Origin of the sequence: Gluconobacter sp. Dm-62 (genome assembly GCF_018256155.1) — a bacterium.
Taxonomy (GTDB): domain Bacteria; phylum Pseudomonadota; class Alphaproteobacteria; order Acetobacterales; family Acetobacteraceae; genus Gluconobacter.
The window spans coordinates 1-22,524 of sequence record NZ_JAERLY010000025.1 but is presented as its reverse complement, the minus strand read 5'-3'; the positions used below and the strand labels follow the sequence as shown (position 1 = coordinate 22,524).

Here is a 22,524-nt window from a genome sequence, read left to right as displayed (position 1 = left end):
TTCCCGGAGGCGGCTTTGTTGCAGGAGAAGCGCGAGGCCATGGCGGCCCTTGAGGCGGATCTGGCAGCCGATACGCAACGCCGTAAGGACGCGGAAGAGGCTGAAGCAGCCGAGGCAAAGGCAGCGCTGGAAGATCAGGCCGTGGCCGTAGAGGCCGCCTGATGCTGCCCTTACTGTGTCCGGAATGGACACAGTGAGGGGTTCGAAAAGCAGGCGGGAAAAGAGAGTAAAATTGAAAGGCGCCGCGTCGGAATGTGTCTGGTTATAAAAATTGCAACGACAGCAAAGTTAGTTTCTAGAGGAAAAGGGGACTTCTCCTAAATCAGCTGAAGCATGGGATAAAAAATACTTTTCAATTATGATGTCCCGGACCACCAGGACCCATTCCCATCATTCCAGACTGCTCATATTGGCTAATGTAATCACTGTGACGATGCGTTCTGGGATCATCAGTACTGCTCGCCGCGCAAGCACCAAGAATTAAAAATAGTGTGGTATAAAAAATAGAAATTTTCATTCTATGTGTTCCAATATAATAAACGCGCGAAATTCATTTCCAGTAAATTATGTATAAAGAGGCCTGATGTGAGGCGCAATTAGTAGATTTCTTCCGCATTTGACGAATCTGTGCACTGACAGGAGGAATTGAGCCGCTGTTTATGGATAGCGGGAAACTCGCTTTGCCGTAGGCAAAAGCTCCCGGAATTGTGTCAGTACGGGACGCATGAACGCATCACTGAACTGACCGAGGGATGACGTGTGCTGCAAGTAATACGAGGTAGCGGTCGGATCCAGGTTGTATTCGTCCAACAGGATCCATTGGCGCAATTCCTGATCAAGGCCTGCCCGCTTTTTCTCGGTTGCCGGGACTTCGACTGCAATGCGTGGCCCAGAGGGTTGTTTCGTCGTCAGGGGAAGGAGCAGAACGTATTGACGATCATCACGTCCCACAAAGACTGCGGCCACGGCCGTTGGACGATTTTTGCGTCCTTCTGTTTCGCCACTCCCGCTCTGCCAATGCCAGAGATAGGGGTATCGCAGAACCATCCCGGGCCTAAAAGTCTGACTCATGGTTCTGTGCGGGTTTCCAGCAGGTAACCATCAATCGCATTTGCTACGTCGTGCACCAGATCCTGAGGCATTTCCGTAGTGGCACCGGCAGTACGCTCTGGTGCGCTTCCCACCAATGCCTCGTATTGTTCGACACTCAGCATGACCAATCGTGGTTTGCCGCGCTGATTAATTGAAATTGGCCCTTGCAGGGCACTGGCGATGATGTCTCCGGATTTGCGGGACAAATCGCTTGTCGAGAATGTGCGCATAGCGTTCTCCTTTATTTACATAAAATACAGCATTCACCGATTTGATGCAATTTCTGAAAGGGTGAAGGAATAAGAGGAAAGGCGGGGCTGTCACGAACCAGCCAGCCGCGCAAGGCTCAGGCCGGGCGCGCTTCGCGCGGCCTTGCGCGGCTGGCTGGCCCGTGACGCGGGAGGGACATCTGAAAAATTATAGAAAGAGCGTCCCATGGCCGAGCTTCGCCGCGTTGATCCGAGAACCCTTGTGCCCAATCCGAACAATCCGCGCTCTTCCATCGGAAGCCTTGAGGAGCTGCGCAAACTCGCCCTGAATATCAAGGCGATTGGCATCCTCCATCCTCCGGCCGTCCGGGAACTGGAAGACGGCCGCCTCATGATCGTGGCAGGCCACCGTCGGACAGAAGGCGCCATCTATGCCGGTCTGACCGAGATCGACGTTTATGTCGGAGATCAGAGCGAAGACCTTGATGCCCTGGCCGCCGTCAGTGAGAACTTCGTGCGTCTGGACATGACGGAGCCGGAACAGTGGAACAGCGTCACCCGCCTGCGCGAGCAGCTCGGCTATACAGACCCGCAGGTCTGTGCCGCCCTGATGGTCACGCCGAGCTATCTCAAGCGTCTCAGCCTTCTGGCGAAGCTGCACCCGCCCATTCTGGATGCCATCGCCCTTGGCCGAGGCCCTGATGAGCGGCAGCGCAAGATCATCGCGCAGGCCTCTCTGGACGAGCAGCGTGCCGCATGGGCGGAAATGTTTTCCGAGAGCGTGGAAGACGACGAGGATCCGGCCGAGTATCGCGTGAAGGCCGAAGATCCGGAGGACACCGTGGCCTGGGGCGCACTTGCCCGAAATCTCGAACAGAAGGAATGGTACGCCCGCGACGCCAGGTTTGGCGACGATCTTGCCCGCAAGCACAAGATTGTCTGGATGGAAGATCTGTTTGCCGAGCCCGGAACGGACGGCCGCTACACGCTCGATGCCACGGCTTACGCGGCCGCACAGCAGGACTGGCTGGACAATGAGCGGCCCGAAAACTCCATTGTCCTGACCTCGGACGAGTACGGATACGTCCGCGCGCCCGAGGGCTTCATCACCATGGGCACCTGGATGGCGACACAGGAGGGGGAGGTCATGGGCTACGGCCTTAATCCTCGGACCCTGAAGATCGTGGAAGAACGCTGCCGTCCTTACAGCGCAGCAAAGCTGGACCACACGGGCGGCTCTTCCACGCCCGAAGCCCCGAAGGAACGACCGGACGTTTCCGGGACCGGCCACAAGATGATCGGCGAGATCCGCACCGTCGCTTTGCGCGAAGCCCTCGGCGAGGTGGCCGAGACAGCCGATCCATGGGAGCTGATCGCAGCCCTCCTGCTGGCGCTGGAAGCCGAGAACGTCCGTGTGCATGGCGATGCCAGCGGAAACAACTGGTCAGAGCCAACCGCCCGCACGCTTGCGATGGCTGACCTGTTCCCCGAAGGCAGCCTTGTCCGCGACGAAAAGCTGATCCGCCGCCATGCCGTCACCGTCCTGCAAAGCATCCTGAACTGCGACGTGTCGATGCACAGCGGCAGTGGCCTGCCCGCGCAGCTCGTGGGCGTTCTGTTCGGTGCCGACCAGAAGATGCCCAGCATGGCCTTTGAGGCGTTCCTCAAATGCTACAGCAAGCCCGGCATCACCAAAGCGGTTCAAACCGAAGGCCTTGCGCCGCAGAACACCGGCAAGGAGATGCGTGCGGTCCTCATGAACCATGTCGGGGAAGGCCACTGGCTGCCCGAGGTCGCATCGTTTGCGCAGGCGCAGGACGTCTGGACGCAAAAGCAGAAGAAAAAACAGGCGAAGATCCGGGAGCTGGAAAGCGTGGTGGACGATGAGGACCTGGACGAGATGCCTGAAGATGATTTCGATGGAGCAGCCGATGATGAGGCCGACCTGTCGAACGGCCCTGTCGTGCCAGTGACGGAGCCGGACTCAGAAGAGAGTTTCTCTCTGCAAGCGCCCGAGCCCGAGCCGTCGGAGCACAACGAGGCCATGCAGTTCATGCGGGACCACCTCGAAATCGTTGTCGTGGCCTGAAGCAGGGAGCGGGAAAAGAAAAGGAAAGGAGGGGAGGGGCGCTGCCATCGCGCTCCGGCCGGGTCAAAAGGTGGCTCCTCACCGGCTTCGCCGCTTCCGGTGCCGGCGCACGCGCCGCTTTTGACCCGGCCCTCCCGCGCTGACGCTGGAGAAGACATCACGAAAATCCAAAGGAAAAGGATCAGACGATGTTCGTTCCCTCTCTCGCTCCCATTCAGGTCGGCACCCGCGTTTATACCCATCTCTACAGCCGGGGAGCCGGGATCGTCATGGCTGTTTACGGCAAGGAAAGCCCGACCACCGTGCGGTCCCTGTCGCGTGGCGGGGCCATCGTGTCGGGCGGGAGCGCCTCCTACGACATCGTCTTTGCCTGTGGCTCGATCTCCCGTCGTCTGCCCGAGGCCATCCTGCGCGGTGTCCAGTGGCGGATCGACGCCGACAAGGGACTGGCCAGTCCCGAGGAGATTGCCTTTCTCCGCACCCATGCCGAAGAGGTCGAGGCCGAGAAGGTGGCAGCCGAAGCGCGCGCGAAAGCCGAACATGCCGCCGAGGTCGCAGCACTCCGCGTCAATCCGGACTATGCCCATCTGGAGCAGGGCGATGACAGCAGCGGCACGCTGGCGGCTAAAAACATCCGCCGGATGCTGAAGAAGGCTTTCCCGAAGGTGAAGTTTTCCGTCCGCAAAAGCCACTACGGCAGTGTGACTGTGCGGACTGAGGAGGATCTGGACGAGACGGCGACCGAAACCCTCCAGGCCATCACCTCGCGGTTCAAGTCCGGATATTACGACTGGCAGTCTGACTGCCATCTGACGAGCAACAGCCCCTGGCAGGATGTGTTCGGCAGCTCCGAATTTGTGAGCGACTGAGCCTCTCTTTTTCTGTTCGCCCTTCAAGGCCGCCCGTTCCGGAGCGGCCTTTTTCAGTTCCGGAGCCCTGACATGCCCGTTTTTATTGTGACGCTCAGCGAGCGCCAGCTTCTCTCCGATCGCGTCAACTTTCACGTCGAGGCCGAGACGGCCGAGGCAGCCGGTCAGCTTGTGCTGGACGCGACGGCCGACGAGCCGAACGAGAGCGGGCTGCGCCCGGTTCGCCTGCCAGACGGTCAGAAGACCGTTCTCGAACCCGGAGACGTGGACGGAAATGAAGTCTCGGTGTCCGTCCGCCCGGTCGATCAGCCGGATGCGGTGGCCACGCAGATCGGCGCGTGCTGGCATCTGGATCTCTCGGCACCTTAAGCGCGCCGCCTTCTTCCCGTCCTGACCGGTGCGGTTGTGGACGAGGACGATTCCGTAACGCGCGCGCTCTGTGCCCGCCTGGCGCGGCAGGTCGCCAATCTCGCGCAGTAGGAGACGGGAAAAGAAAAAGGGGGAAGGGGGAGAAGGAGAGGGCAGGCACCACATCGGAGCCTGTCTGGCAAAGGGTGGGTCGGCCGTGTCCTCGCTGCGCTGCGGGTCGTCCGATCCCGCTGCGTTGCAGCGCCTTTGCCAGCCAGTCTCCGCTGCGGTCGCCGGAAGAGGTCATGAAAGAAAACAGGAGAATGACATGGCCGACTTTTCCGATCTGCGTCCCCGCAACCGCACAGAATGGCTCGAAGTCGCGGGCTTCGTAGGAGGTGCAGCGCTGTTCGCAGCCTTCATCGTTCTGGTGGTGGTGCTTCCCGCCTTTCTCTGACCAATCCGAGATCAGCCGCCCTCACGGGCGGCGCTGTTCTGTGTGGAGATCACCATGCCGACATACACCTTGGCCGCTATTCCTGCGGCCTCTCACGGGAGCTTAATCTCCTGTTCATCTCCGGGCCGCTACAGAAAGACACGGATCGAGGCGCCTGATCTTGCCGGGATCCGGGCGGCCGTTGCCGAGTACGGCACGCGCCTGCGCGGCGACTATCCAAAAGCCTCCTTTCTTGTGTCAGTGACACCCGAGCGTGGGAGCGATCATCCCGAGGGCTTCTGCGACGCCCGCTGGAAAGGATCTCTGGGCACCGAGCAGTGGATCAGAGTGATTCCTGAAGAGACGCCGTTCAAAGCCTACCTCACTCAGGTCGAGGCGATGCTCGCCCGCGAGGTGCGGTCATGAACGGCTTGGAGCCAGCGTCCATTGCGTGCCCGTCCCTGCGGCGGCCGCCGATCGGGCCTCAGGGCCTCACCGCGACGCAGTTCAGTGACACGGCCGAGAAAGCGAAAATCGGCAACGCGCTCCTGTCCTTCATCGCACGCGGGTTTCCGCAGAGCGCGTGGAACCGCACACTTTACAACCGCCTGAGCCAGATGTTCGGGCATATCGCCCATTTCGACATCCACGGCTTCTGGGGCGCGCAGTTCTCCACGACACAGGCGCGTCTGGGCTTCCTGCGCGGCATCGTCCTGCACGGCTGTTATGGCGATCCGGCCTGGACCTGGTCGGACGTCGAACGCGACATCCGCAACCGCATCATCGGCAGCGGGCTGATCGACGCTTACACGCGCGCCCTTGCCGCCGAGCAGGAGGCCCGCGACCGGGCCGATCTGGCCCGTCTGGCACAGCGCTTCAGGATCTCCCTGCCATCCGAACACCAGCCTCTCCCTGCCGCGCCCGTGCAGGCCGAGCTCTTCTGACACGGGCCAGAGAAAAGGACAGAGCAATGGCTCAGACCCTCAGCCTTGCCATCGTCATTGGCAACCTTGGCGCGGATCCTGAAATCCGCACAGGACAGGACGGACACCGCGTGGCCCTTTTCCGTCTGGCGACGGACAGCCACCGTACCGACCCGCACACCGGCCGCCGCGTCCCCCAGACCGTGTGGCACAGGATCGTCTGCCACAACGATTTTCTGACAGATCTTCTGGAGCGACGCGCCCGCAAGGGCCAGCTCGTGTTCGTGCGCGGCGCTTACGAAGTCCGCCCGGGTACCGATCAGGGGCCGCCTGAACCCGAGATCGTCGTGAGCGCCCAGGACGGGGATGTGAGGATCCTCACCGACACAGGCCGCTGACGTCCTCTTTCTTCGTAACACGCACGCAAACCGGCCCTGGAGCCGGTCTTTTTATACCCGCTTCCTGACAGAGGCGGGTCTCAGGAGGTTTTATGTTCTATTCGACGCCCGCTCCCCTCACAGTCCCTCGCAGTCAGGCGCGCGCCCTGAGCGTCCGCCTTATGGCAGAGGCCGTGCTCCTGGAAGACACGGATCAGTCCCTCATGCTGCCATCGCGCCTGACGGCCGGTTTCCGCCGCAAGGCCGCGACCCTGCGCCGTCGGTCACACGAGAAGCTCCTGGACAGCCTTGATCGTCCGGAAGGTGTGGCATGAGGACGGCGACGGTGGACCGCCGCGCGTATTCACGCCGTTTCTGGGACGGAAAAACGCGGTTCTCACAGGCCGTGAGACGCACATTGGAGGAACTGGAGCGACAGAAAGGGCAGACGAAGAAGGACGATGAGGAGAGGAAGGATGCGCGATCCCTGAAAAAAAGCTGAGGCCGAGCGCTTCAGTCGCAGATGGCGCGGGCAGACTGGTGACACTTCTTGAAGGATCCGTTCATGCCGAACCATCAGACGTTGCCGCTTCAACCACCCCTTGCGGGGTGGCACGGAGCTGTGTTCCGACCTCGCCGTCATGCGATCAGTGTGACAGTCACGGTCCGAGGGTCTCAAGACAACCCTTCGGGCTCCAGACCGCGTCTTTCGTCAAAAGAGGGCCGCGTTCATCGCAGGACGGTGTCCCGCGCTGCCCGCAACCCGCTTTTGCCGATCCGCAGTCTTCCGGTCCTGACACCCTCGGCCCGCAACTGTCGTGTTCCTGGCAGGACGGGACGAGAAAAACGTCTCCACACAGCTCCTTTCAGCGGCAACACCGGGGGCTGCGCTGCCCCCGAAACCCCCGCAGGACGAACAAGAAAAACCGGTTTTTGTCGCTCTGGACGCAAGAACTATTTCAATCAATCAAGTAAATATATTGCACGGTATTCCGTTGTATTTAGTGGATATTGTGACGTTAATTTACTATACTTTCCAAAGATCGAAAGTAACGGACGTTCCGGAGGATTTTCCGTCATGGCTTACCAGAACTCGCCTCAGCAGATGAACGACGAACTCCAGAGGTTTCGTGACGAGATCAGTTGCATCGTTGTTCTGGAACATGCCGGTTACAGGTTCGCCCGGTCCGAAAGCTCCGCCCGGCACATGCGCTTTCGTCGCCAGAAGGGCGAGAGCATCATCGTGACCCACGGCGGCAAGGGCTGGTGGGATCCGCACAATTCCTCTTCGATCGTCAAAGGCTCGGTCATCGACCTGGTCCGGTTCCTCAATCCGGGAATGTCCCTTGGCAACGCGCGCGTTGAACTCCGTGGAATGCTGGGCCTGACGCCGAGCGGCGCCGAGTATGTGGCGGAACCGAAGGAGCGCAAGCCCGCGCGTGATCCGCAATATATGTGGAAGAACCGTCAGGCTCCCCGTCCGGGGTCGGCCGCCTGGATCTATCTGACCCGCGACCGTGCGTTGCCGGAGAGCATCCTTCATCTGGCGATCCAGCAGGGCCTTCTGCGTGAGGGCATGAAGGGCACGGCCTGGTTCGGCCATAGCAACAACGCAGGTGAGCTGACCGGCATGGAGATGCGCGGGCCGGAATATCGCGGCTTTTCCTCGGGCGGCGGTGGCAAGATGCTCTTTCGGATGAGGACTGGCGAAAAAGGGGAAACGCCCGTTCGTCTGGTCATCGGTGAGTCTGCCATCGACGTGCTGTCCTATGCGGCCATGGACCCGTTCAATTTCGAACCCAGCCTGTATGTCTCAACAGGTGGCGGCATGAGCCCCGAGGCCCTGGAGGAGTTTCGTGCTCTTCTCGGCACCATTGAGGCAGGCGGCCGTGTCATGATTGCCGTGGACTGCGATGCCCAGGGCGACCGTTACGAAGAGATCTATGCGCCCATGATCCGTGAGGCCGGGCTGAAACCCCTGCGCTACTCACCCAGTGCCCGGGACAAGGACTGGAACGCCGTCCTGCAGCGCCGCGCCCGTCAGGACGTGGCCGCATGAAACAGAGTAAATCCCGTCTGAGCTGGCAGGCCATCACCCTGATCCTGTGGCGGCAGGACGCAGAGGCCATGAAAGTCTGGAAGCGTGCCGGGGTGGGATCTTCTGCCCCTGAAGTCTTCTGTGAGGCGCAGACGCCCGAGGGTCTGGTGCAGGGGGTCGTGATCGGCGGTGATCGCCTGAACGACGCCTGGGACCGCGACGGCGAGCTGGTCGTCTTCACCCGCAAATCCACGATCGTCCGTCTGAACGGACCTGAACTCTCAACGCTCACTTTGTCAGCCTGCCCCAAGGCTTTTGAGGACGTCATGATGTATAACGACACCCGATCAACGGCCCGCCAGCATATCGACCAGATGGTTCTCAAGAGCGGCCTGACCTTCAACATGCTGGGCCACGAAAAGGCCTCTGCGATCTGGATGGATCATGCGCGCCGCCTCGGCTGTACGGATCCTGAAGCGCCGGAGATGCCGGTCCCGCATCAGCTTGTGTGGCTGGGCAGCGGCCTGAACCGCGCACTGGCCCTCGTCATTGCCGGACGGTGGGACGGCCCTCATGAGGGCTTCAATCTCTATCATCCGCTGACCCTCTTTACTGACAGCAGCAATGTCGTGGCCGTCGAGGATCCAGTGGCGTCTGAAGTCTATCCGGTTGAGCAGGTGCCCGCATGAGCGCCTATCCCCAAACCCTCGCATCCGTACTGGATCCGCTGACCCCGGTGCAGCGTGAGGCCGCCATGGCGCTTGGCCGCGTGCTGGTCCTAGCCGGGGCCGGAACGGGAAAAACGAAGACGCTTACGGCTGGTGTGGCGTGCCGGATTCAGATGTACGGGATGCGCCCGTCACAGATCCTGTGCGTGACCTTTACCAACAAGGCTGCTCAGGAAATGCGCGAGCGCATCACGAGCGTCTTAGGCGAGGGACAGGCTCCGTTCTGGCTTGGCACCTTTCACGGCCTCGGCGCGCGGCAGCTCCGGGCGGAGCCTGAGGTTGCCCAGTTACACCCGGGCTTTGACATCCGCGATGCAGACGATGCGACGGCTCTGATCCGTCGTCTCATGAAGGCCATGGACCCGGATACTGTGCCCGAACCGGACACAGGCAAGAAGTGTGACGTCCGGCAGGTCAAGAAAATGGGCGAGCGGATCGGGCATATGAAGGAGAACCTCGTGACACCTGAGGCCGCACCGGCCTGGGTGCGCGGGCTGATCGAGCGCCGCCGTGCAGCGCGTCAGATGGTCGATGTTGAAGGCTGGGAGTTTGCGGTCCGGCTCTACCAGATCTATCAGGCGACCCTGCGCGAGCAGAATGCCGCCGATTTCTCGGACCTGCTGATGTGGCCAACGCTTGCGCTGATGAATGACCGATCCTATCGTGACAGGTGGTCGCAGCGCTTTACGTCTGTGATGGCCGATGAGTTTCAGGACGTGAACCGTGCACAGATGCTGTGGCTCACCTATATGTCTGAATACTCACGGGAACTCTTTGCCGTGGGCGATGATTCGCAATCAATATATTCTTGGCGTGGGGCCAAAATTGGCTTCATCCGGAACTTCGTTCGGGAGTTTGACGGGGCCAGACTTTTCAAGCTCGAAGAGAACTTCCGCTCCACGCATCATATCCTCCAGGCCGCCAACGCCATCATCGCGCGAGACCCGGGCCGGATCCCGAAGACCTTGTTTACCCAGAAGGGCGACGGTCAGAAGATCGAGGTGCTGAGCTACGATTATGCGTCAGATGAGGCTGACGCGATTGCAGCCGAGATGGGACGTCGTGCGGCAGAGGGCGTGGCCTGGCATGACATGGCGATGATCTACCGGATTAACCGTCTGTCCCGCTCTCTGGAAGAAGCGCTGCTCAAGGCGCGCATCCCGTACGAGATCATCGGCGATGTCGGCTTCTATCATCGCGCCGTGGTGAAGGACGCGCTGGCTTTCCTGATGCTGGCGGCCTGTCCGGACAGTCGCCAGTCCGATGAGGCGTTCCGGCGCGTGGCCAATGTGCCCAGGCGCGGCCTTGGCGCCAAGGCGCTTGGCCAGATCGAGCAGGAGGCGCAGGATCGCGGCCTCAGCCTGTGTGCGGCCGTCACTACGGCAACGCTTCCCTCCAAGGTGCGTGACAGCCTGCTTGCTTTCCGTGAGACGGTCTCCCGGATCGGGCAGATCCCGGACATGCGGCTTTGCGATCGCCTCGATACGCTTCTGAAAGAGACGGGCTACTACACGATGTGGCGGGAGGCCGCGTCCGAAGAGGGGGAGACGGCCTTGCAGAACCTGTCCGAGCTGGTCGGGCTGGCCGAGGGCTTTACCCGGCTTCAGGATCTTCTGGAGCACGCAGCCCTGGCCACGGCCTCACCGAATGAGCGCGGACGCGACCGGGTGCAGCTCATGACCATGCATCGGGCCAAGGGTCTGGAGTTTCCCCACGTCTTCCTGCCAGCCTGGGAGGAGACAGTCTTTCCGGGGATGGGCGAGCGCAATTATGAGGAAGAGCGCCGTCTGGCCTATGTGTCGCTGACCCGTGCCATGCAGCAGGCCACGATCAGCAGTGTCGGCTATCGTCAGGGTGTTTCAGCGAGGCCGTCAGGCTTCATTGAGGAAATCCCAGCCGAGCATCGCGTGACGGGCTGGCTGCGCCAGCAGGGGCAATCGAAGAAGAGAGAGACAGGGGGCCGGTTCCGGCACACGGCGGCCGCTCTTGATGCCATGGGGTTTTAAGGGATGTCCGATCATCACAGTCCTGACGACAGGCCTTACATCTCTCAGCGGCCCAGGACGAAGTCTGGCTGGCTTTATGACTGCGAGGTTTGCGGGAAGGGGGCGGCTTTCGGGTTCACCGGACCGAAAGGCGATACGCACTATTGCTCCGAGCACCGTCATCTGGGACGAGGCGTGGCTCCGGCCCCCATGCCGCGAACCACGCGGCCGCAGTGACCTGTCAGGTTATCTTTCGTATAGGGTGCGATCCTGCACAGTCGAAATTTGAAAAGGGAATTTGCAATGACCTCAAATAGTGAGACAGATTTTCGGCGTCTGACAGCCAATATTGTGGAAAGCTATGTGAGTGCCCATGAACTTCCCGCAGAGCAGATTTCTGATTTGATCTGCAGTGTTCATACAGCCCTTGCGTCGGCCGGCCAGCCGCCGGAGCCAGAACCAGTTGAGCTGGTCCCGGCCGTCCATCCGAAGCGGTCCGTGTTCGAGGACTACATCATCTGTCTCGAAGACGGAAAGAAGCTGAAGATGCTCAAGCGCCATCTCAAGAGCGTCTATAATCTTACCCCGGATGAGTACCGCTCAAAATGGGGACTGCCGTCCAACTATCCCATGACCGCGCCAGGATATTCACGGCATCGGACCGAGCTGGCTCATCAGATCGGTCTTGGGACCGCGAAGGGTGGTCGGAGCCAGCCTACACCTGAGCCCGAAGAGGCCGAGCCTGAGGTTCCCGTGCGGAAAATCCCACAGAAGCGTCGCGGACGCCCTGCAAAGGGCTGAGTCTCTTTTAGGAAGTCGCAGAAGCGGTCTTTACCTTTGCGGGGTAAAGCGATCTTTTCAGATCCAATGAACCGCAAGGATCGACCGTGACCCGTTATTTTTCTTCTCTTGCCCTGGCCGCCGGCCTCACGGCCGCTGCTCTTTCGCCAGCTTTTGCCCTCGATCCCGCGCTCGGGAGTATGGGGCCTGCGACACCCAACCTGTCGGGCAAAGGCCATACGGCCTCTGTCGCGACCGCATTTGAAGTCGTCCCTGACAGTCTTCAGGATCTTCTGAACAAAAATTACCTCATCCATTCCAGCGCGGGCGAGGAAGGCAACATCCTGATCCTTCAGAAGGACAATGGCCCGGCACGACCCTACACCTGGGTGCGGTGCGAGCTGATTGGTGATCACAACGGCAATACGCGTCTGACCTTCAGTCAGCATGTGACCTCCACCTGCTGGAAGCTGAACTGATGTGTGATGCGATGCCGGTCTCAAAGACCGGGCCTTTTCGTCTGCAGACCCAGCAGGTTGTGGATGCGCTGAACACGGCCTTTCCTGGCCTGTATGCGGGTGTCTGCAAGGCCTCTGATCTGTCGTCAGACGCCGATGAGGCTGAGAATGACGACGATCTTGAGGATGACGGACTGCTCAGCGATATCGTCTTCCTGTCGGATGGATGGGCTGTGCGGGTCGATTACGATCCTGAAGATCCGGATCTCTGCCTGGGCCTGTCGGCTGGCAGCACGGAGGCACCGGCTGAAGGTCTGGAAGTCGATCTTGATGACGGTGAGGAAATTCCGGATGGCGTCCTGAAAGACGTCACGGACTTTATTGACGAGCAACGCCAGGCGTCGGCAAAACACTGACCTGTCTCGATAAGGGAGGCCCCTCTGTGGCTTTCCTTATCCATCTCAGCAAGGAAGGACTGGCCGCGTGACTGGTGAACCGATCTATCCCGCCCCCTGCACATATGAGAGCCTGACCGAGCAGCAGAAAGAGGCTGTTGGTCAGTTCATGTCAGAGCGTCTGAAGCAGAAAACCCGAGGTATTCTCCCGGGAACGCTGCATACGGTGGTCGAAAAAGGGCGGATTCATGCGTTCGTCTCCTGGGACGAGCATCATGTTTATGAAGTCAGCCCGATCACCAGCCTTCGCCTGGTGCTCGATCCTGATGGGCGCCCTTTGGGCTGCCCGAAAGACGGGCTTCTCTATCTCTCCGACGTTAGCGGGGAGGTGGTGGTCAGGATCCTGCCGACAACCCGGTATACAGCGGCCGCCATCGGTATTGCCGTGGAATAAGACGCTATCGCCTATCTCTTTGTGTGATGGGCGACGCGCACGATCCTCTGCCACAAGCCCATCATCAGTCCTGACGCCTCTCCGCAGTTGTGTCGCAGTTCGTCGGCGAGGGCTTCCGGGGTTCTGACACAGGCCTGAAGGGCTGAGCTGACGCTGGCGCGCCCTGTCAGGACCACGCGATTCAGGATCTCCACATCCAGACAGGCCTGTGACGTCACAGCGCGGACGGCGGCGCAATGACCCGCATTCTGGCGAAGAGGGCTGTAGATCAGGCGGCCCTCTTCTTCTTTGCCTAGACGTTGGCGCCAGTATTCGTCATTCGGATGCCCGCTCAAATGGCCCGCATAGTGCTTGGTCTCGATGACCATGAGGGCACGGGGCAAAAGGACGAGATGATCAATCTGGGTTGTGCCATCACCAGAGGCCTTGGGAAGACGAACGTCATGGAGGCTTGGCCGTCCCAGATCGTTCAGGAGGGTTCGGATCCTGTCTTCGCCTTTCGCACCTTTGAGTTCTGCCTGAAGGCTCTTCCAGGCCGCGTGCGCGTTGTTGCTCCGCTCAACGCGCGAAGGCCCACCCCGGGGCCTCAGCCTCAGGCGAACCACTGGTGGTATTCCCGTTTGTGAGAATAAGTCGTCATCCTGTTCTTCCCTGTATCTGTACTGAGGGTAAGACTAGGCGTTCGGCCTGCGACTTATACGCTGAGGGACAGTGCTCTTACGGACCGGTACCCAGAAACTCATCCAGCAGCGCCAAAGCAGAAAAAGAAGACAAAAAAAGCCGGGGCAAAGCCCGGCCTTTCTGATCCCATACGGGAGAGTGGCGTTTACTGCGGCTGACCGCTCGGCGCTTCGGCAGCAGTCCCATTCATCTGACCCGGCTTTGTGGAATGCTCCACGTCATAGGCCGTGGCCTTCTCTTCATAGGAGCCTTTGGCTCCTGGATGATCCTTGTCATAAAGCGCCGCCTTCTGACGTGCTTCCTTCCGATATTCATGTCGGACGTACATACCGGTGATGCATCCGCCCGTGGCGCCCAGAACACCATGATGGTTGGCAACATGGCCACCTACGGCGCCTGCGGCACCGTACTTGAGGCATCCACCCGGCTCTGCCTGGGCGGATGCAAGTGTTGTTCCCAGAAGTCCGGCAGCAGCGGCAATCATCAGGGAGGTTTTCATAAAAGCATCCTGTTTCTCAATAGGCTCCGGCGAGGCCGGATCGTTGAACATCCATAGAAACAGATGAAGGTTAGAGGAGTTGCAGGTGGGGACAGGCAGGGAAGGGGCGAGAAAAGGAAGTCCAGTCGCCACAGGCCGTCTGGCCGCCACAATGGTTCGGCCGTACGCGGCCCGCGCCCTGGAGGGCGCGCCATTGTCCCGTCCAGCCGTCTGCGCCTCGCGGGGAAGCATCTGAAAAAAGAAAAGGATGTTTTCCGTGGCTACTGCCGTCACAACAGTCTTCACACTCACCGGCCCGCAGGATCGTCTGCGCCAGATCGCCGAAGAGCGCGCCTACCGGACCTGCGCACCGGACCAGATGGCGTGGGAGAACGACACCACACTGGTGATGACCCTCGAAAACGGCATCGGCACGTCCTTCCTCCGTCACGGAGACGGGCTTTCTGACGAGTATCCCGACGTCAGTATCCGGAGCATGGAGTATTTCGACTGCTTCGATGATCCGGGCCTTGCCAAATGGCAGGGCGGTCAGCTTGTCTATGAGGCTGATCTCATCACCGTTTTCGGAATCCTGTTTCCGACCGACGCCTCAAAAGACTGGCCGGGCTGTAGCGCCAGCTTCTGGCACAGGTCTCCGCCTCTCACGGCAGCCATAGCCGAGAACTGCCCGGACTTTGACCTGATGCCGTTGCGGCAACTGGGTGGGCCAGCGCCCGGATGGGTTCAGACCTCGGATGGCTTCGCCACCCTGTTCCTCCGACCGCCCTCAACACCCGCCGCGCAGGATGGCCTCGGCGTGATCTTCTATCCGGGGATCGGCAGGAGTACCATGCTGACAGGTATCGACCGTTTCGGCGGCGTGGCCCGGTTCCGGCGTCAGGCCTATGGACAGATCAGCGCACAGTGTCCTGAACTGCGTGCTGTCCTGCGGGACTGCTGGAAGGCTGACGAGAAGAAAAGGCGCAAGGCCCGTCAGGAACGCAGGGTTCTGAGAAGGAAGACGAGGAAGGAGAACCGGGAGGGAAAGGCCGGTCTTTTCCATCTCTTCGACACGGACCCGTGGGTGGTTTGAAGGGCAGAAGAAAAGAAGATCGGGGCGGCCCTGAAGGGTTCATGCACTCTATCTCACTAGGTCGCGTTGACAAAAGGTCTATACGCTCATTCTGAGATCTGATTCACTGTTGTCTTTAACGAAGGCGATAAGGTGAAGCGGGGATGGCACGAGGGGATCTGACGGATCGTGAATGGGCGCTGATTGGTCCGCTTTTGCCATCCGAGCGTGGCCGTTGGGCACGACCATCCGGAGACAATCGCCGGTTTCTCAACGGCATGTTGTATGTCCTGCGCACCGGTTGTCCGTGGCGGGACATGCATGAGCGCTACGGAAAATGGAACTCGGTCTATGTCAGGTTCCGGCGTTGGGCTGAACAGGGTGTATGGGATGCCTTGCTGCAAACTCTGGTGGACGTGGGACTGAGTGATGACTGGCAGCATATGGTCGACAGTACCGTGGTTCGCGCCCACTCCCAGGCAACGGGTGCAAAAGGGGGGCTCATACGGAAGGTTTTGGTCGATCACGCGGCGGTTTTACGAGCAAAATCCACGCCCGGTGCGACAATCAAGGACGTCCTTTCGGCTTTGCCCTTAGCGGAGGTCAGCTCTCGGATTACAAAGCCACAGATACCCTGATGGCGTTTGCGGTTCCAAACCCCAAAGCCATGCTGGCCGACCGGGGCTATGACAGCGACTGGTTCCGCCAGGATCTGCTGCTCCGTGGTATCCTGCCGGTTATTCCCTCACGAAAAGGCCGCAGTGTTCCACAGAAAACAGACTGGCGGCGTTACAGAGACCGCAACCGCATCGAGCGGATGTTCAACAAACTCAAGCAGATGCGACGCATCGCGACCCGATACGACAAAACCGCCTTGTCCTTCATGAGCTTCCTCAATATCGCCGCCGCGAGGCTTTGGATTGAATCTTTTGTCAACGCGACCTAGCTGTCAGGTTGTGAGACGTCATTGGGACGGCGTATCGTGGGCTATTGCCGCTTACGCCCCCCGGGTTTGACGTTGAACGCCGGAGTGATTGTTAATGCATCAGATCCATCCGCAAGCCCGCACCACACCTGTCGTCCGGGCCCAAATCGCACGCTCGATGGAAGGGACCGGGGTGTTGGCGCGACGCTTCGGCGTCAGCGACGAGACGGTGCGCAAATGGCGCAGGCGTGGAGCCGAGGGGTGCACGGATCGAAGCAGTAAGCCCCGGTTACTGGCCTGGAAAACGACCGAGGAAGAGCGCGCGATTGTCTGCCATCTTCGTCGCGCCACCGAATTCGGGCTCGATGACCTGACGTTCGTGCTGCGGCACTTCCTGCCTCACCTCAACAGAGATAGCGTCTGGCGTATTCTTAAGGACGCAGGGCTCAACCGACGGCCGCCGAAGGAGAAAATTTGTCCCGTGCGCGGCGACGGCACATTCCGGTACTACGACCTGGGCTATGTCCATATCGACGTGAAGCATCTGCCGAAGCTGCAAACCAAAGATGGCGAGGCCCGTAAACGCTTCCTGTATGTCGCGATCGACCGCTGCTCACGTTTCGTGCATCTGGCCGTCTACGACGCCGAGAATGCTGTCAATGCCGTCGATTTTCTAAAGACCGTCAAAACCGCCTTTCCTTTCCGGATCACGCATATCCTGACCGACCGAGGCTCGTGCTTCACTGCAGACGCCTTCGAGAAAGCCTGTCAGAATGTCGATCGTCGGCGAACCAGAGCGTATTCCCCTCAGACGAACGGTATGGTCGAGCGGTTCAACGGTCGCATCGCAACCGAGGTTCTGCCGATCAACGTCGCACACCACACGGATCTCGAAGTCCTGCTGCATGGGTTCAATCACGCTTATAACCTGCGCCGACAGCGGGTTCTGGGCGGCCTTTCGCCTACCGCCAAAGTCGCCGAGCGCCTCAGGCAGAGACCACGTCTGCGTAATCGAAGCTATAAAACTATGACAGAAGTCAGTATCATGAACGACGTCGACCGTATCATGGTTTACGCCAATGACGTCTCACAACCTGACAGCTAGTCAATATCGTCTACAATATACGCCGCTTCCTCTTCCTCGAGAGGATCAGCACCAAAGCATAGCTATCCAGAGGGTAACAGCCTCCGATCTGCTCAAAACGCAGATCAAAAATAACCCAAAGCACCGTCGATCAAAGCGCTAAAAGCCAAAAATCACCAGCCAAGCGTATCAACCAACAGTTCTTCGATCCCTCCAGGTGATTGATAAGTTTCGCTTCTATCAATCATATTTTACAGTTAAAGTGATTGATAGAAGGTTGGAGTATCGATCATGCGTTGGAATTGGCAGCGTCCGGACTGGCCGCAGTTTCAGTTTGAGACAGGTCTCTTGCGTGAGGCTGAAACGCAGTTTCTGAAAGGTTCGGGCGTTGTCGTGGGCGCGATGCAACATCTGGACAAAGGTGCCAATCAGCAGCTCATTGTTCAGCTGATCTCACAGGAAATGGTCGAGAGTTCTGCCATTGAGGGTGAGGTTCTTGATCGGGCGAGTGTGCAATCTTCGATTGCCCGCCAGTTGGGCTTTGCTCCAGACAAGCGGCGCTCCACGCCAGCGGAGGCTGGGGCCGCGGAATTGATGGTCGATCTCTATCGACATTATGCGGCTCCTTTAACCGACCAACTCCTGTTCGACTGGCATGCCATGCTGATGAATGGTCGCCGTGATCTGGACGTCATCGGTGGATATCGGACGCATGCAGAAGCTATGCAGATTATCTCAGGCCCTCTCCATGCGTCGCATATCCACTTTGAAGCTCCGCCGTCACAAAATGTGCCGAGCGAGATGGCGCAGTTTGTTGAGTGGTTTAACAAAACAGCGCCAACCGGAGCGGAGCCTCTCCCTGCTATCGAACGGGCGGCGGTTGCCCATTTGTGGTTTGAGACCATCCATCCTTTCGAAGATGGGAATGGACGTATCGGACGAGCTCTTGCTGAGAAGGCATTAGCGCAAAGCCTTGAGGCCCCGACGCTTACGGCACTGGCTGCAATCATCAACGCAAACAAGAAAGCCTATTATCTCGAATTGCATCGTGCCAGCGAAACCAACCACATTGATGCGTGGATGGGGTGGTTTGGAAATGTCGTTCTGGAAGCCCAGTCTCGCACGCTTCAGAATATTCGTTTTTTAATTGAGAAAACGCGTTTTCTGGACGGCCTCCGTGACAAGCTGAACACTCGTCAGGAAAAGGCTCTGATTCGGATGTTGGCAGAAGGGCCTGACGGCTTCCAAGGCGGTCTAAGTGCCCAGAACTATCGTTCGATCACAGGCGCCACATCTGCCACGGCGACGCGTGACCTGGCCGATCTGGTGTCTCTCGGTGCTCTTAATCGGACAGGAGAAAACCGCTATGCACGATATTCTCTTCGTCTCGGGTAAACAGGGTGTTTGCCGTTCCACCGCAGAAAAATAGTGGAGTTCGTCGCATTTATGAACGCTGACAATCTGACAGGGCTTATCGGATATCTGAAACAGGATCAGTGGCAATCCTGTTTTGAAGAAGTGTTGGGTGAGCATCTGGGACCGGCTTTAGAGGCGGCGGATATCAGCTTCGAAGACCTGGGAGATATCTTAGGGCAGGGTGCGGCAATGTCACTCTGGGGCTGTGCCTTCGAAGATTTCTTGGGACAGGACTGGGATAATGAAAATTTCGTTGAGGTCTATCTGAAACGACGGGGCTGGAAAGAAGGTCCACGCAAAAGCGCTTATATGCGGGGCCTCAAAGAGGCCGTCATGAGCCTGTATGAGGTTTCGCAGATCGTGCCGGGTCAAAGCATGATGGTGCGTGACCTGTTGCGGGGTGGTGATCCTGTTCTGGTTCATGAACGCTCAGCCACACAGTCCTTGAAGCCTTGGGAGCGCATCGCGGCACGCCTTGTTCCAGAAGACGGCAAAATGGTTTTGGCAGGGAGTCTGTTGGCATATTCTCAGCAGGCTTGCGAAGATCTGGCTGAGAATATGCGCGATGTTCTCAAGCGTAAGCGAGGTCAGGCTGAGTTTCCAAAGATCAAGACAGAGGTGCTCCGTGATCTGGCTCCGGTCTTCACGCTGACTTGGCTCTTTAGAACCATGGAAAACATGGTGAGCGCCTCCGAGCCACCTGTCCTGTTTAACAGCGATGGCGAAGACCTGGTCTTTCATGACGTATGTTTTCCTCTCAGCAAGGGAAGCACTCAGAAGAGCATTGCCGAGGTTTTGAATACGATACCCTGTTTGCAGCATGCGGGGCGCATGATCTGGAATTGGACGCGTCAGGCGGGTGACCATATTCCTGAGGCCCATTCTAAGGCAGAAGACAGCAAAGCTCAGTTTTTGAGTACGACGTTGGATGATGGTGGTCTTGTTCTGGGGGCGCTGGAACTGAAAGGCCGTCAGCTGAGATTGCAGGTCAATTCAGAAACGCGGGCTAAGCAAGGCACGGCTCTACTCTGCAACGCCTTGGGATGTCTGATTGGATCCCCTCTGACACAGATTATGACCGCTGAGCAGGCTATAGAAGAGCAGCGGACCTCTGGTCGAGGGGATGTGCGTGAAGACGAGATCCCGCTTGAAGAGGAAGCGGAAATTTTGGCTGCTGTTCTGGAGCAGCATTATCGCCGTGTTCTGGATGAGGTTGTTCCGGGGCTTGGGCATGTCACGCCGAGGCAGGCTGTTACAACAGCGGCGGGGAAGAAGAAAGTTGCGGCCTGGTTGAAGCAGATTGAAGCCACGACAGCAGGCTTGGGGCGTGAGGGGGCAGGGGCCTCTTTCAGCTTTGACTGGATGTGGGAAGAGCTGGGTATCAAGGGGCTGCGGAAGTGACAGGCATTGCTGGCCAACAACACAACCAGTCGGACCAAAGGTCTGTTTTAGGCAGCTGTTCTATGAGAGGCAGGCGCCTCGTTTTAGGTGGAGTGGTCGCGGCGTTGTTGTGCATGCCCATGACCAGTCATGCCGCTTCGTCTCGCTGTGATCCTGTTACTTATAGTGCACGGCATGATGGCCGCACCAATGACGGTCCGGCCATTCAACGTGCCATTACAGCCTGTAGCGAGGCTGGCGGTGGTGTGGTGTCGTTGGCGTCTGGAATATGGTTGAGCGGCCCTTTATCTCTCAAAAACCACGTCACGCTGAACTTAGAGAAGGGAAGTACCCTTCTGGGGAGTTCGGACACGCGTCTATTCCACTGGGCCTTTCTGGGGAAAGCAGCGCAGCCCGGTGAAGCCCTTGTTTCTGCGATTGATGTTCAGGACGTGGCTATAACCGGTCAGGGCCATATTGATGGGAATGGCGCTGCTGTCTGGTGGCCTCAAGCGGTGCGGGCGCACAAGACGCAGACCTCAGGTCCTTTACCTTACGGGCCAGATTATCCAGGGGTTCCTGCTGCGAATGGTCTGCCACGCCCCTGGCTGATTGAGTTTTCGCATGTGCAGCATGGACGGATCTCAGGCGTTACGGCGACCAATTCTCCAATGTGGACGGTCGTTGTAAGGGAGTCCAGCCAGATCAGGATTGACCATCTCACGATCCGCAACCCGGCCTCGTCTCGGAATACCGATGGTATTGATCTCGTCTCCTCGGATCATGTCACGATGAGCAATCTTGAGATTGCGACAGGGGATGACAACATCGCCATCAAGTCCGGTTTGACGCAGCCAGGACAAGCTGCGAGCGATATTAGCATTACACAGTCTCGCTTTGGCGAAGGACACGGTCTGTCCATTGGTAGTGAACTGGCCAATGGGGCTCATCATATTAGAATTTCTGACGTTTCATTTCAGAACACGCTGTCCGGACTGCGAATTAAGTCTGGGCGGGATCGTGGCGGAGATATTGGCTGGATCAGCGCAGAACATCTGACGATGGACCATGTTCGGGTTCCGCTGTCGATCAGTGATTATTATGCAGGGCAGCCGGGGGGAACGCAGCAGACTGCCTTGATGACCGAGCCCGCTGCTCCGGTAACATCAACGACCCCGCATATTCATGATGTCACCATAACAGATATGACGGCGACAAATGCGGGGACGGTGGGCGTTGTGTTGGGTTTGCCTGAGGCACCGATCGAGGGTCTGACACTGAGACATGTTCGACTGTCGGCCCGGAAGGGGCTGCAGCTTAGTCATGTTAGCGGACGTTCCTTTGAAAGCACGCTCACAGTTCAGACGCCTCCAGTAACTCAGTGTGGACCTGGTGTGCATATTGACGGGTCAGATCTGCGCTGCACGGATGAGAGAAGAGTTCATGAATGAGTTTTTTTACTCGCCATGATTGACCGTCTGTCGACTCAGAAAAAACACAGCAGACAGGCGGTAATCGCTTCTTTTCTGCTGTTTCCGGAACCGATCTGTCATTCCCGAATGCAGACATCAGCATTGGCCACCTTTCGCTTCATTTGTATAAACGAATGTGATACATATGTATATACACGCAAGGAGGCTTAGTATGTCTGCTGTCACATTCCGGGTAGATGAAACACTGAAGGCAGCAGCTGTTGAGAAGCTGTCCGCTCAAGGCATTTCGCTTTCTGACGTACTGCGCGATACTCTCGCATATATTGCTGAAACGGGTCGCTCTCCGGTCAAACGCACGCTTGTCACAGACGAGGATGCGCAGCTGATCGAGATTGTGCGCGAACGTCTCAAAAACCCTGCCCAAAAGCACCGTATGGCTTTTGCTAAGCTTAAGAGCCGTTATCGCGAATGAAAGAGTATTGTCTTGAATTCGACGATAGAGCGCTCAGGGAGTGGGATGCTCTTGACGGCAATGTGCGGAAGAAATTTGAAAAGAAGCTGGAAAAGCTGATCTGGAACCCACACTCTCCAGGAAACGAGCTTCATCGCGATCTAGCGGGGAGGTTACAAGATTAAACTTCTGAAAGATGACTACCGCCTTGTTTATCAGGTCATCGACGAACGGATCGTTATTTATGTGGTCGCCGTTGGCCAGAGAGCCGATAATGAGATTTGTGAATTAGCATCGAAACGAACAGAGTGAATTTACTGTCTGGTAGAAAGTCAGCTCTCGCCTACATTTCAGATATCCAAGCGGATGTGACGGCTTCCCGAAAGCCGACATTGTTAGGCGAGTAGCGATATACTGAGTTTG

26 protein-coding genes and 1 pseudogene are annotated in these 22,524 nt (G+C 58.4%); 24 read left to right on the top strand and 3 right to left on the bottom strand.

Going from position 1 to position 22,524, the window contains the following annotated elements; all coding sequences use genetic code 11:
• Nucleotides 1-1,067: 1,067 nt before the first annotated feature.
• A complete protein-coding gene (locus tag JK202_RS14905) occupies nt 1,068-1,322 on the bottom strand; it encodes a type II toxin-antitoxin system prevent-host-death family antitoxin (protein ID WP_016738627.1) in 255 nt (84 codons plus the stop codon).
• A gap of 205 nt (nt 1,323-1,527) precedes the next feature.
• Here JK202_RS14905 and JK202_RS14900 point away from each other — a divergent pair, with 205 nt between their 5' ends.
• The 15 genes from JK202_RS14900 to JK202_RS14830 all read left to right on the top strand — a co-directional run bounded on the left by JK202_RS14900 (nt 1,528) and on the right by JK202_RS14830 (nt 13,181).
• Entirely contained in the window at nt 1,528-3,390 is a 1,863-nt protein-coding gene (locus JK202_RS14900; protein WP_211504751.1) for a ParB/RepB/Spo0J family partition protein, read from the top strand.
• A 188-nt stretch (nt 3,391-3,578) separates the two neighbouring features.
• Nucleotides 3,579-4,259, top strand: coding sequence for an LPD29 domain-containing protein (locus JK202_RS14895; RefSeq protein ID WP_015074905.1), 681 nt, complete (start codon nt 3,579-3,581; stop codon nt 4,257-4,259).
• 72 nt (nt 4,260-4,331) lie between these two features.
• Nucleotides 4,332-4,628, top strand: a complete 297-nt coding sequence (locus JK202_RS14890; protein ID WP_211562187.1) for a hypothetical protein — start codon at nt 4,332-4,334, stop codon at nt 4,626-4,628.
• A gap of 307 nt (nt 4,629-4,935) precedes the next feature.
• Nucleotides 4,936-5,064, top strand: a complete 129-nt coding sequence (locus tag JK202_RS16465; RefSeq protein WP_263595676.1) for a hypothetical protein — start codon at nt 4,936-4,938, stop codon at nt 5,062-5,064.
• Between the two features lie 54 nt (nt 5,065-5,118).
• The gene (locus JK202_RS14880) at nt 5,119-5,469 is read left to right on the top strand and encodes a hypothetical protein (protein WP_131973828.1); all 351 of its coding nucleotides are present in this window, start codon (nt 5,119-5,121) and stop codon (nt 5,467-5,469) included.
• Nucleotides 5,466-5,987 (top strand): hypothetical protein, encoded by a 522-nt coding sequence (locus JK202_RS14875; RefSeq protein WP_131973827.1) that lies wholly within the window; start codon nt 5,466-5,468, stop codon nt 5,985-5,987. Before JK202_RS14880 ends, JK202_RS14875 begins: the two co-directional genes overlap by 4 nt.
• A gap of 26 nt (nt 5,988-6,013) precedes the next feature.
• Nucleotides 6,014-6,364 carry a single-stranded DNA-binding protein gene (locus JK202_RS14870; protein WP_015074910.1) on the top strand — a complete coding sequence of 117 codons (351 nt, stop codon included), beginning with the start codon at nt 6,014-6,016 and terminating at the stop codon, nt 6,362-6,364.
• Between the two features lie 92 nt (nt 6,365-6,456).
• Nucleotides 6,457-6,678 carry a hypothetical protein gene (locus JK202_RS14865; protein WP_016738684.1) on the top strand — a complete coding sequence of 74 codons (222 nt, stop codon included), beginning with the start codon at nt 6,457-6,459 and terminating at the stop codon, nt 6,676-6,678.
• Between the two features lie 743 nt (nt 6,679-7,421).
• Nucleotides 7,422-8,402 carry a DUF3991 and TOPRIM domain-containing protein gene (locus tag JK202_RS14860; RefSeq protein ID WP_015074913.1) on the top strand — a complete coding sequence of 327 codons (981 nt, stop codon included), beginning with the start codon at nt 7,422-7,424 and terminating at the stop codon, nt 8,400-8,402.
• Entirely contained in the window at nt 8,399-9,070 is a 672-nt protein-coding gene (locus tag JK202_RS14855; protein ID WP_015074914.1) for a hypothetical protein, read from the top strand. The genes JK202_RS14860 and JK202_RS14855 overlap by 4 nt, the downstream gene beginning before the upstream one ends.
• The gene (locus JK202_RS14850; protein WP_015074915.1) at nt 9,067-11,115 is read left to right on the top strand and encodes an ATP-dependent helicase; all 2,049 of its coding nucleotides are present in this window, start codon (nt 9,067-9,069) and stop codon (nt 11,113-11,115) included. Before JK202_RS14855 ends, JK202_RS14850 begins: the two co-directional genes overlap by 4 nt.
• Before the next feature lie 282 nt (nt 11,116-11,397).
• On the top strand, nt 11,398-11,895 hold the full coding sequence (locus JK202_RS14845; protein WP_211514801.1) for a MucR family transcriptional regulator: 498 nt from the start codon (nt 11,398-11,400) through the stop codon (nt 11,893-11,895).
• Nucleotides 11,896-11,981: 86 nt separating this feature from the next.
• A complete protein-coding gene (locus JK202_RS14840; RefSeq protein WP_061500330.1) occupies nt 11,982-12,353 on the top strand; it encodes a hypothetical protein in 372 nt (123 codons plus the stop codon).
• Nucleotides 12,353-12,748, top strand: a complete 396-nt coding sequence (locus JK202_RS14835; protein WP_211562186.1) for a hypothetical protein — start codon at nt 12,353-12,355, stop codon at nt 12,746-12,748. Before JK202_RS14840 ends, JK202_RS14835 begins: the two co-directional genes overlap by 1 nt.
• A gap of 67 nt (nt 12,749-12,815) precedes the next feature.
• Nucleotides 12,816-13,181 (top strand): hypothetical protein, encoded by a 366-nt coding sequence (locus JK202_RS14830; RefSeq protein WP_015074919.1) that lies wholly within the window; start codon nt 12,816-12,818, stop codon nt 13,179-13,181.
• An 11-nt stretch (nt 13,182-13,192) separates the two neighbouring features.
• Here the strand turns inward: JK202_RS14830 and JK202_RS14825 are convergent, their stop codons facing one another.
• Nucleotides 13,193-13,786, bottom strand: a complete 594-nt coding sequence (locus JK202_RS14825) for a nuclease-related domain-containing protein (protein WP_211562184.1) — start codon at nt 13,784-13,786, stop codon at nt 13,193-13,195.
• A gap of 221 nt (nt 13,787-14,007) precedes the next feature.
• The gene (locus JK202_RS14820; protein WP_194255956.1) at nt 14,008-14,361 is read right to left on the bottom strand and encodes a hypothetical protein; all 354 of its coding nucleotides are present in this window, start codon (nt 14,359-14,361) and stop codon (nt 14,008-14,010) included.
• Between the two features lie 247 nt (nt 14,362-14,608).
• On the opposite strand from JK202_RS14820, the gene JK202_RS14815 reads away from it, so the two are divergent.
• The 9 genes and pseudogenes from JK202_RS14815 (at nt 14,609) to JK202_RS14775 (ending at nt 22,413) form a co-directional block, all read left to right on the top strand.
• Nucleotides 14,609-15,433 carry a hypothetical protein gene (locus JK202_RS14815; RefSeq protein WP_211562182.1) on the top strand — a complete coding sequence of 275 codons (825 nt, stop codon included), beginning with the start codon at nt 14,609-14,611 and terminating at the stop codon, nt 15,431-15,433.
• A 143-nt stretch (nt 15,434-15,576) separates the two neighbouring features.
• Nucleotides 15,577-16,050 (top strand): IS5 family transposase, encoded by a 474-nt coding sequence (locus JK202_RS14810; protein ID WP_015074998.1) that lies wholly within the window; start codon nt 15,577-15,579, stop codon nt 16,048-16,050.
• Entirely contained in the window at nt 15,960-16,358 is a 399-nt protein-coding gene (locus tag JK202_RS16320; RefSeq protein WP_408734817.1) for an IS5 family transposase, read from the top strand. The genes JK202_RS14810 and JK202_RS16320 overlap by 91 nt, the downstream gene beginning before the upstream one ends.
• 94 nt (nt 16,359-16,452) lie before the next feature.
• Nucleotides 16,453-17,442 carry a DDE-type integrase/transposase/recombinase gene (locus tag JK202_RS14800; protein WP_015075000.1) on the top strand — a complete coding sequence of 330 codons (990 nt, stop codon included), beginning with the start codon at nt 16,453-16,455 and terminating at the stop codon, nt 17,440-17,442.
• Nucleotides 17,443-17,712: 270 nt separating this feature from the next.
• Entirely contained in the window at nt 17,713-18,816 is a 1,104-nt protein-coding gene (locus JK202_RS14795) for a Fic family protein (protein WP_015075002.1), read from the top strand.
• A gap of 51 nt (nt 18,817-18,867) precedes the next feature.
• Complete coding sequence (locus tag JK202_RS14790; protein ID WP_015075003.1) at nt 18,868-20,238, top strand: hypothetical protein; 1,371 nt, start codon at nt 18,868-18,870, stop codon at nt 20,236-20,238.
• Nucleotides 20,239-20,351: 113 nt separating this feature from the next.
• Nucleotides 20,352-21,668, top strand: a complete 1,317-nt coding sequence (locus JK202_RS14785) for a glycoside hydrolase family 28 protein (protein WP_016738512.1) — start codon at nt 20,352-20,354, stop codon at nt 21,666-21,668.
• Between the two features lie 193 nt (nt 21,669-21,861).
• Complete coding sequence (locus tag JK202_RS14780) at nt 21,862-22,122, top strand: type II toxin-antitoxin system RelB/DinJ family antitoxin (protein WP_015075006.1); 261 nt, start codon at nt 21,862-21,864, stop codon at nt 22,120-22,122.
• Nucleotides 22,119-22,413, top strand: a pseudogene (locus tag JK202_RS14775) (type II toxin-antitoxin system RelE family toxin). Before JK202_RS14780 ends, JK202_RS14775 begins: the two are co-directional and overlap by 4 nt.
• The last annotated feature ends 111 nt before the right edge of the window (nt 22,414-22,524 follow it).